This is a genomic window from Arthrobacter sp. HMWF013, from assembly GCF_003061105.1.
Classification (GTDB): Bacteria; Actinomycetota; Actinomycetes; order Actinomycetales; family Micrococcaceae; genus Arthrobacter.
The window spans coordinates 1-8,354 of record NZ_QAIQ01000052.1 but is presented as its reverse complement, the minus strand read 5'-3'; the positions used below and the strand labels follow the sequence as shown (position 1 = coordinate 8,354).

Here is an 8,354-nt window from a genome sequence, read left to right as displayed (position 1 = left end):
GCAGTGCCAGGGGCTTGCCGGCCAGCAGATCCCGGATCCGCTCCAGGTCTTCCAGATGGCCATCGGACAGCGGCGCAGGGTCAGCTGCGGGCAGGCTGGCAAAGCCCGTCAGGCCGATGCCGCGCCGCTGCTGTTCCATGTCAGGTCAGGCCTGTTCCAGGCCCGCCAGCACCTTGCGGTATTCGGAGAGTTCGCGGGCCTGGCCACGCGGATTCACCACCACATAGCGGATGGTGCCAAGGGCGTCGATGATGAAGCTCCCCCGCCGGGCCATCCCGCTCTCCGGGTCGAAGACACCGTACGCCTCGGCGACAGCCCCATGCGGCCAGAAGTCGGCAAGGAGGTCGAAACCGTAGCCTTCCTTCTCGGCGTACGCCCGGAGGCTGAACTTGCTGTCCACGGAGATACCCAGGACAGTGGCCCCAAGGTCCTCGAACACTGAAAGGTTGTCCCTGATCTCGCACAGTTCCCCGGTGCAGATACCGGAGAAGGCGAACGGGTAAAAGACCAGCACCACATTCTGCCCGCGGAACGACGACAGCCTGACCGGCTCACCGAACTGGTTTGCCAACTCAAAATCCGGTGCGGCCTCCCCTACCGCCGGCACAGACACACCGGCAGTCGACAGAGCTTGCGTCACTTGTTCTTCCTGCTCACTAACCGGGTGGCGCTCCAGTCTTTGGAGACGCCGGCGGAAGTGGTGAGGTGAAGGCCGGCTGTGGGCGCCGCTTCCTGTATTTCCGCTGGAGAAACGTAGCCGGACCTGCCGGACTTCGGGGTCAGCACCCAGACAACACCGTTTTCACTCAGTGTTGTCAGCGAATCCATGAGCGTATCGACCAGGTCACCATCGCCGTCGCGCCACCAGAAGATGACGGCGTCAACGACATCGTGGTCGTCCTCGTCCAGGAGTTCGGACCCTGTCAGGTCCTCGATATCATCACGCAAGTCGAAATCGACGTCGTCGTCGTAACCGAACTCCTGAATCAGATCCCCACTTTTGAAACCCAATTTTTCCGCCACATTTACCGAAGTGGCGGCGTCGGCCTCGCTCACGTGTTCCTCCAATGCCTAATACATGCAATACGCATAGTGATTTCCATTACTCCAAGCCAACACCCTTTGAGCCTGCGCTTCAAGCTGACGCCACCGCGATCCGCCATATTCTGCGTCACATCCGGTGCCGCCACCCTGCATGCCCAAGGGTTTCGTCACACAACCAGTATGACCGCGAAATACAACGGCGGTGCCACGGACGCGGCTACGCATCGCGCTGAAGTCACAGCTAGAGTGGCTGTGACAACTATGCCTGCGGGGCGACCGCCCTGGAATTCAGTGCAGACATAGGCGTGCTAGGACCCTGCCCGGCGCACATGACCGGGCTGTTGTAACCGATACGTCGCACACGTCGCGTTTACGCCGGACAGCTACCCTGCCCGGCCTGAGTGCGCCGATGCATGCGCGCAAAGAGAGGTTGGACGTGGCTGCAGGAGAAGATACCTCCCATATCCTCAGCGGGTTGACTAACCAGCTGCCTGATCGTGATCCGGAAGAGACCGCTGAATGGGTTGAGTCCCTGGATGCACTGATCAGGGAACAAGGCACCGAACGTGCCCAATACATCATGCGGAGCCTTCTGCAGCGCGCCGGTGCGCAAAGCGTGGGCGTACCGATGGTGACCACCACGGACTATGTGAACACCATTCCCGTGGACCAGGAAGCGCCGTTCCCCGGCAACGAGGAATACGAGCGCCGGTACCGGGCGTACATGCGCTGGAACGCCGCGATCATGGTGCACCGCGCACAGAAGGCGAACATCGGGGTGGGCGGGCACATCTCCACCTATGCCGGCGCCGCCACCCTGTATGAAGTGGGCTTCAACCATTTCTTCCGCGGCAAGGACCACCCCGGCGGCGGTGACCAGGTCTTCTTCCAGGGCCACGCATCCCCCGGCATGTATGCACGCGCCTTCATGGAAGGCCGCCTTTCCGAGGAGGACCTGGACGGATTCCGCCAGGAGAAGTCCAAGGAGGGCCACGCGCTGTCCTCTTACCCGCACCCGCGGCTGATGCCCGAGTTCTGGGAGTTCCCGACCGTATCGATGGGCATCGGTCCCATGAATGCGATCTACCAGGCCCAGTCCAACCGGTACCTGCACAACCGCGGCCTCAAGGACACCTCTGACCAGCAGGTCTGGGCGTTCCTTGGTGACGGCGAAATGGATGAGCCCGAGTCCCGCGGCCTGCTCCAGCTCGCAGCAAACGAGAACCTGGACAACCTGAACTTCGTCATCAACTGCAACCTCCAGCGCCTGGACGGGCCGGTGCGTGGTAATGGCAAGATCATGCAGGAACTTGAAGCGTTCTTCCGCGGCGCCGGCTGGAACGTCATCAAGGTTGTCTGGGGCCGCGAGTGGGATGACCTGCTCACCAAGGACTCCGACGGTTCGCTCGTGAAGATCATGAACGAAACCCCCGACGGCGACTACCAGACCTACAAGGCAGAGTCCGGAGGGTTCGTCCGCGAGCATTTCTTCGGCAAGGATCCCCAGACCAAGGACCTCGTCGCCGACCTGAGCGATGACCAGATCTGGAACCTCAAGCGTGGTGGCCACGATTACCGCAAGGTTTACGCCGCTTACAAGGCAGCCACCGAATTCAAGGGCAAGCCCACGGTGATCCTGGCCAAGACGGTCAAGGGCTACGGACTCGGTCCCCACTTCGAGGGCCGTAACGCCACGCACCAGATGAAGAAGCTCACGCTGGATGACCTGAAGAAGTTCCGCGACCACCTGCGGATTCCCGTCACCGACGAGCAGCTGGAAAAGGACCTGTACCAGCCGCCGTATTACCACCCCGGCAATGACGCGCCTGAAATCAAGTACATGATGGAACGCCGCGCCGAGCTCGGCGGCGCCGTGCCGGAGCGCCGCTCCAAGCACCAGGACATCGCACTGCCTGACGCGAAGACCTACGAAGTCGCCAAGCGCGGCTCCGGCAAGCAGCAGGCCGCCACCACCATGGCGTTCGTCCGGCTCCTCAAGGACCTCATGCGGGACAAGAACTTCGGCAAGCACATCGCGCCGATCATCCCCGATGAAGCCCGCACCTTCGGCATGGACGCGTTCTTCCCGACCGCCAAGATCTACAACCCCAAGGGCCAGAACTACCTGTCCGTGGACCGTGACCTGGTGCTCGCTTACAAGGAGTCCGCGCAGGGTCAGCTGATCCACCCGGGTATCAACGAAGCCGGCGCTGTGGCGGCGTTCACCGCCGCGGGCACCGCGTACGCCACCCACGGCGTGCCGCTGATCCCGGTCTACGTGTTCTACTCCATGTTCGGCTTCCAGCGCACCGGTGACGCCTTCTGGGCAGCCGGTGACCAGATGGCCCGTGGCTTCATCATCGGCGCCACGGCCGGACGGACCACCCTGACCGGCGAGGGGCTCCAGCACGCTGACGGCCACTCACCGCTCCTGGCGTCCACTAACCCGGCCGTGGTCACCTACGACCCCGCCTACGGGTACGAAATGGGCCACATCATCCGGGACGGCATCGAGCGCATGTACGGGCCCGACTCCACGGACCGGAACCTCATGTACTACCTCACGGTCTACAACGAGCCGATCACCCAGCCGGCGGAACCTGAAGAGCTGGATGTTGAAGGCGTACTCAAGGGCATCTACCTGGTGGCCCCGGCGAAGATCGACGGTCCCCGGACCCAGATCCTGGCCTCGGGAGTCTCCGTGCCCTGGGCCATCGGCGCGCAGCAGCTTCTCGCGGACGACTGGGGAGTCTCGGCCGACGTCTGGTCGGTCACGTCCTGGAACGAGCTCCGCCGCGACGGCATGGCCGCCGAGGAAGAAGCCTTCCTCAACCCCGGCCAGCCTGCACGTGTTCCGTTTGTGACCCAGCAGCTTGCCGGAGCCACCGGCCCGGTTGTTGCAGTCTCGGACTACATGAAGGCCGTCCCGGACCAGATCCGTCAGTTTGTGCCGAACGAGTTCGCCTCGCTCGGCGCTGACGGCTTCGGCTTCTCCGACACCCGTGCGGCTGCCCGCCGCTTCTTCAAGAACGACATCCACTCCATCGTGGTGCGGTCCCTGGAGATGCTGGCACGTCGCGGCGAAGTGGATGCCCAGGCCCCGGCCAAGGCAATCGAGAAGTACCGCCTGCACAATGTCAACGCCGGTTCCACCGGCAACGCAGGCGGCGAGTCCTGATCAAACTCCAGTAGGAGCATGACGACGACGGCGGCACTCACTGTGAGGTGAGTGCCGCCGTCGTTGTTAATCGGTGTTGCAGGGCGTACGGCCGGATGCGGCGTCCTGCGGACCCTGTGACCCAGATCCAAGCCGGTTGTAGCCTTTGCACAAATGGAGCTTGCGTGGCGGGCACCGTATGCTCAGAAGATGCCTGAGCCAACCACCGCACCCGCGAAGCGCAAGCCGTCCTCGCGCAGCATGACGCCGGAGAAAACCGAAACCCTGAAGAAACTCCGGGCGAGTGTAGGCCAGCTGTCCACCACTACGCTGCGCCAGCTGGAAAAATCGCTGCCCTGGTATTCACGCCTCAGCTCCGATGAACGCTCGGCCCTCGGTATGGTGGCGCAGAACGGCATAGCCGCTTTTGTCACCTGGTACGAACGCCCCAGCTCGCCTTCCTGGATTCTCTCCGATGTCTTCGGAACTGCGCCCACGGAACTCACCCGCTCCATCAGCCTGCAAAAGGCCCTCCAGCTCATCCGGATCGTGGTCGAAGTGGTGGAGGACCAGGTGCCGGTCATCGCCCCCGAAGCAGACCAGCCCGCACTGCGGGAGGCGGTGCTGCGGTACTCGCGGGAAGTAGCCTTCGCTGCAGCGGATGTCTATGCGCGGGCAGCCGAATCCCGGGGATCGTGGGATACCCGGCTTGAGGCCCTGATCGTCGACGCCATACTGCGCGGGGAGAACACCGACGCGCTGCGATCGAGAATCGCCGCACTGGGGTGGAAAGCCCAGGAACGGTTCACTGTCATGGTGGGGAATTCGCCGTCAGAGCCCAGTGCCAGCTACGTCAGCGAACTGCGGCGCATGGCGGGCCGCTACGCCGAGGACGCGCTGGTGGGAATCCAGGGCGACCGGCTGATCCTGATTTTGGGCGGCCTTAAGGACAAAGAGACCGCGTACCTGAAGCTCAGTGAAATGTTCGCACCCGGGCCCGTGGTGTACGGCGCGGAAGCGGGTTCATTGCTGGAGGCCAGCGGATCAGCCCAGTCCGCCTTCGCCGGTCTCACCGCGGCACGGGCCTGGCCCTCCGCTCCCCGGCCGGTAGCGGCCGACGACCTGCTGCCCGAACGCGTCATCTCCGGCGACGAAGCGGCCCGCCGGTCGCTGGTCAAGAACATCTACCGTCCCCTCGTGGCTGCCTCCAACGGGCTGGTAGAGACGCTGGGCACCTACCTTGAACTGGGGCACTCCCTCGAGGCAACAGCCCGCGAACTCTTCGTGCATGCCAACACGGTCAGGTACCGGCTCAAGAGAGTCTGTGACGTTACCGGCTGGGATCCGCTCCTCCCCCGGGAGGCATTTGTGCTGCAGGCGGCACTCGTTGTCGGCCGGCTTTCAGCACCGCCAAAAGCGCCCGCCGAGCGTCATCCTGCGCGGAACCAGCTCTGAGTCGTTGTAGACTTCCTACAATCTGACCCCTTGAGCTTGGTGCAGACAAACACCGCTTGATGACACAGTAATTTGGAAAGCTGGATACGTGCTTGCAATAGTCTGCCCTGGACAGGGCTCACAGACCCCCGGTTTTCTGGCCCCTTGGCTGGAACTTCCTTCGGTAGCAGGCCAACTGGCCTCCCTCAGCGAGATCGCAGGCATCGACCTGACAGCGCATGGGACCACCTCGGATGAGGAAACCATCAAGGACACCGCAGTGGCGCAGCCCTTGATCGTCGCCGCAGGCCTGGTCGCCGCGAAGTCACTGTTCGACGTCGAACTGGCCACCTTGCCGGTGATCCTTGCCGGACACTCTGTAGGCGAGATCACCGCCTCCGCCCTGGCCGGAGTGCTCACCGAGCACGAAGCCATGACGTTCGTCCGTGAACGCGCCAACAGCATGGCCGCAGCCGCTGCTGTCACGCCAACCGGCATGAGTGCAGTGGTGGGCGGGGACCCGGCAGAGGTCCTGGCAGCCATCGAGGCCGCAGGCGCCACACCGGCCAACGTCAATGGTGCCGGGCAGACCGTTGCCGCGGGGACCTTCGAACAGCTCAAAGCGCTCTCGGAGAACCCGCCGGCCAAGGCCAGGGTCATCCCGCTGAAGGTGGCCGGAGCCTTTCACACGTCGCATATGTCCCCCGCTGTGACTGCCCTCGAGGCGCTGAAGCCGCAGCTCAAGCCCCACAAGCCGTTGGTCCCGTTGCTGTCCAACTTCGACGGCCAGGAAGTCGTTGACGGCGATGCCGCCGTTGAAAGCCTCATTGCGCAGGTCTCCAGGCCTGTCCGTTGGGACCTATGCATGGAAACATTGGTCCAGCGCGGCGTCACCGGAGTCATCGAACTGGCCCCGGCCGGAACGCTGGCAGGGCTTGCCAAGCGCGGCATGCCCGGAGTCAAAACAGTTGCCGTCAAAACCCCGGACGACCTCACGGCCGCGCTGGCACTCTTTGCAGAATTGGAGGGAAACGCATGAGCGTTCCCACGCTGAACCAACGTCCGGTGCATGCCTACAGCCGCATCATTGGACTTGGTGCCTTCCGGCCGGATGTCATCGTCACCAACGAGGACGTCTGCCAGTGGATCGATTCCTCCGATGAATGGATACGACAGCGGACCGGCATCGTCACCCGTCACCGCGCCGCCGCCGATGTCAGCGTCGTTGATATGGCCGAAGGCGCTGCCCGTGAGGCCCTGCAGAAGGCCGGAATCGACGCCTCGCAGTTGGGCGCGGTCATCGTTTCCACCGTCACCCACCCTTACGCCACGCCGTCGGCAGCTGCTGCCCTTGCTGACCGCATTGGGGCCACGCCGGCACCGGCTTTCGACATCTCGGCCGCCTGCGCCGGCTACTGCTACGGGATCGCCCAGGCCGACGCCCTGGTCCGCTCCGGAACAGCCGACTACGTGCTGGTGGTCGGGGCGGAGAAGCTCTCCGACGTCATCGACAACCGGGAACGCACCATCTCCTTCCTGCTGGGCGACGGTGCGGGCGCGGTAGTCATCGGCCCTTCAGACACCCCCGGCATTGGGCCGTCCGTCTGGGGTTCAGACGGCAGCAAATGGGACGCCATCGGCATGACCCGCTCGATGCTGGACGTGCGCGACCTGAGCCTGGCCGCCCGCCAGTCCGACGAATCCGGCGACTTTGCCCTCCTGGAGGAGGCTCAGGAGCTCTACCCCACCCTGCGCCAGGACGGGCAGACCGTCTTCCGCTGGGCAGTCTGGGAGATGGCCAAGATGGCACAACAGGCCCTGGAGGCCGCCGGGGTCAAGGCTGAAGACCTCGCGGCCTTCATCCCGCACCAGGCCAACATGCGGATCATCGACGAGATGGTCAAGAAACTCAAGCTTCCCGAATCCGTCCTGGTGGCCCGCGACATCGCAGAGGCCGGCAACACCTCGGCAGCTTCAATCCCCCTGGCCACCCACCGCTTGCTTCAGGAACACCCTGAGCTCAGCGGCGGCCTCGCACTCCAGATCGGCTTCGGCGCCGGGCTGGTCTTTGGCGCCCAGGTCATCGTCCTTCCTTAGGAACGTCCCACACAGGCCGCACCCGCGGGCTGAACCGTTTCCGGCACCATCCGCCGGCAATAACAAGAAAAGGAGCCATCAATGGCTAGCAACGAAGAGATCCTGGCCGGCTTGGCTGAAATCGTCAACGAAGAAACCGGCCTTGCCCCCGAGGCAGTGGAGCTGGACAAGTCCTTCACCGAGGACCTGGACATCGACTCCATCTCCATGATGACCATCGTGGTCAACGCCGAAGAAAAGTTCGGCGTGCGTATCCCGGACGAAGAGGTCAAAAACCTCAAGACCGTAGGCGACGCCGTCAGCTTCATCGCCGGCGCCCAGGCCTAGCCAAGGCTCCAGCCACTTACGGCTGACTGGACTGCCGGTCCGTGCCCAGGCTGGGCCGGCAGTCCCCCTCATATTTCCTGGCAGCCAACTGAACTGCCCACACGCGGGACCCCGCCGGCGATTACCGGAGATGGCCTGCCCACCGACAGAGAGCAATCCCATGACACGCAAAGTAGTCATTACCGGTCTGGGGGCCACCACGCCCATCGGCGGCGACGTTCCCACCATGTGGAGCAATGCCCTGAAGGGCGTCTCCGGTGCCCGCACGCTGGAAGACGACTGGGTAGCCAAGTAC

At 63.7% G+C, this 8,354-nt stretch carries 8 protein-coding genes; 6 read left to right on the top strand and 2 right to left on the bottom strand.

Annotated features, from left to right (window positions below; translation table 11 throughout):
- Positions 1-145 precede the first annotated feature (145 nt).
- Both DBR22_RS02460 and DBR22_RS02455 read right to left on the bottom strand, forming a co-directional pair.
- Complete coding sequence (locus tag DBR22_RS02460; RefSeq protein WP_108597626.1) at positions 146-640, bottom strand: peroxiredoxin; 495 nt, start codon at positions 638-640, stop codon at positions 146-148.
- Positions 637-1,056, bottom strand: coding sequence for a DUF3052 domain-containing protein (locus DBR22_RS02455; RefSeq protein ID WP_108597628.1), 420 nt, complete (start codon positions 1,054-1,056; stop codon positions 637-639). The genes DBR22_RS02460 and DBR22_RS02455 overlap by 4 nt, the downstream gene beginning before the upstream one ends.
- 397 nt (positions 1,057-1,453) lie before the next feature.
- Here DBR22_RS02455 and aceE point away from each other — a divergent pair, with 397 nt between their 5' ends.
- The 6 genes from aceE to DBR22_RS02425 all read left to right on the top strand — a co-directional run.
- Positions 1,454-4,222, top strand: coding sequence for a pyruvate dehydrogenase (acetyl-transferring), homodimeric type (aceE, locus tag DBR22_RS02450; protein ID WP_181364990.1), 2,769 nt, complete (start codon positions 1,454-1,456; stop codon positions 4,220-4,222).
- Positions 4,223-4,411: 189 nt separating this feature from the next.
- On the top strand, positions 4,412-5,656 hold the full coding sequence (locus tag DBR22_RS02445) for a PucR family transcriptional regulator (RefSeq protein ID WP_108597625.1): 1,245 nt from the start codon (positions 4,412-4,414) through the stop codon (positions 5,654-5,656).
- An 88-nt stretch (positions 5,657-5,744) separates the two neighbouring features.
- Positions 5,745-6,674: an ACP S-malonyltransferase gene (locus tag DBR22_RS02440; protein ID WP_108597624.1), complete on the top strand. Its 930-nt coding sequence runs from the start codon at positions 5,745-5,747 to the stop codon at positions 6,672-6,674.
- On the top strand, positions 6,671-7,732 hold the full coding sequence (locus DBR22_RS02435) for a beta-ketoacyl-ACP synthase III (RefSeq protein WP_108597623.1): 1,062 nt from the start codon (positions 6,671-6,673) through the stop codon (positions 7,730-7,732). The genes DBR22_RS02440 and DBR22_RS02435 overlap by 4 nt, the downstream gene beginning before the upstream one ends.
- Positions 7,733-7,813: 81 nt before the next feature.
- Positions 7,814-8,059, top strand: a complete 246-nt coding sequence (locus DBR22_RS02430; protein WP_009359314.1) for an acyl carrier protein — start codon at positions 7,814-7,816, stop codon at positions 8,057-8,059.
- A 160-nt stretch (positions 8,060-8,219) separates the two neighbouring features.
- A partial coding sequence (locus DBR22_RS02425; protein WP_308810172.1) for a beta-ketoacyl synthase N-terminal-like domain-containing protein occupies positions 8,220-8,354 on the top strand: 135 nt, incomplete at its 3' end.

Coding starts and splice junctions, on each gene's coding strand:
- DBR22_RS02445 (WP_108597625.1), top strand. CDS start 4,412: ATGCCTGAGCCAACCACCGCACCCGCGAAGCGCAAGCCGTCCTCGCGC.
- DBR22_RS02435 (WP_108597623.1), top strand. CDS start 6,671: ATGAGCGTTCCCACGCTGAACCAACGTCCGGTGCATGCCTACAGCCGC.
- aceE (WP_181364990.1), top strand. CDS start 1,454: ATGCATGCGCGCAAAGAGAGGTTGGACGTGGCTGCAGGAGAAGATACC.
- DBR22_RS02430 (WP_009359314.1), top strand. CDS start 7,814: ATGGCTAGCAACGAAGAGATCCTGGCCGGCTTGGCTGAAATCGTCAAC.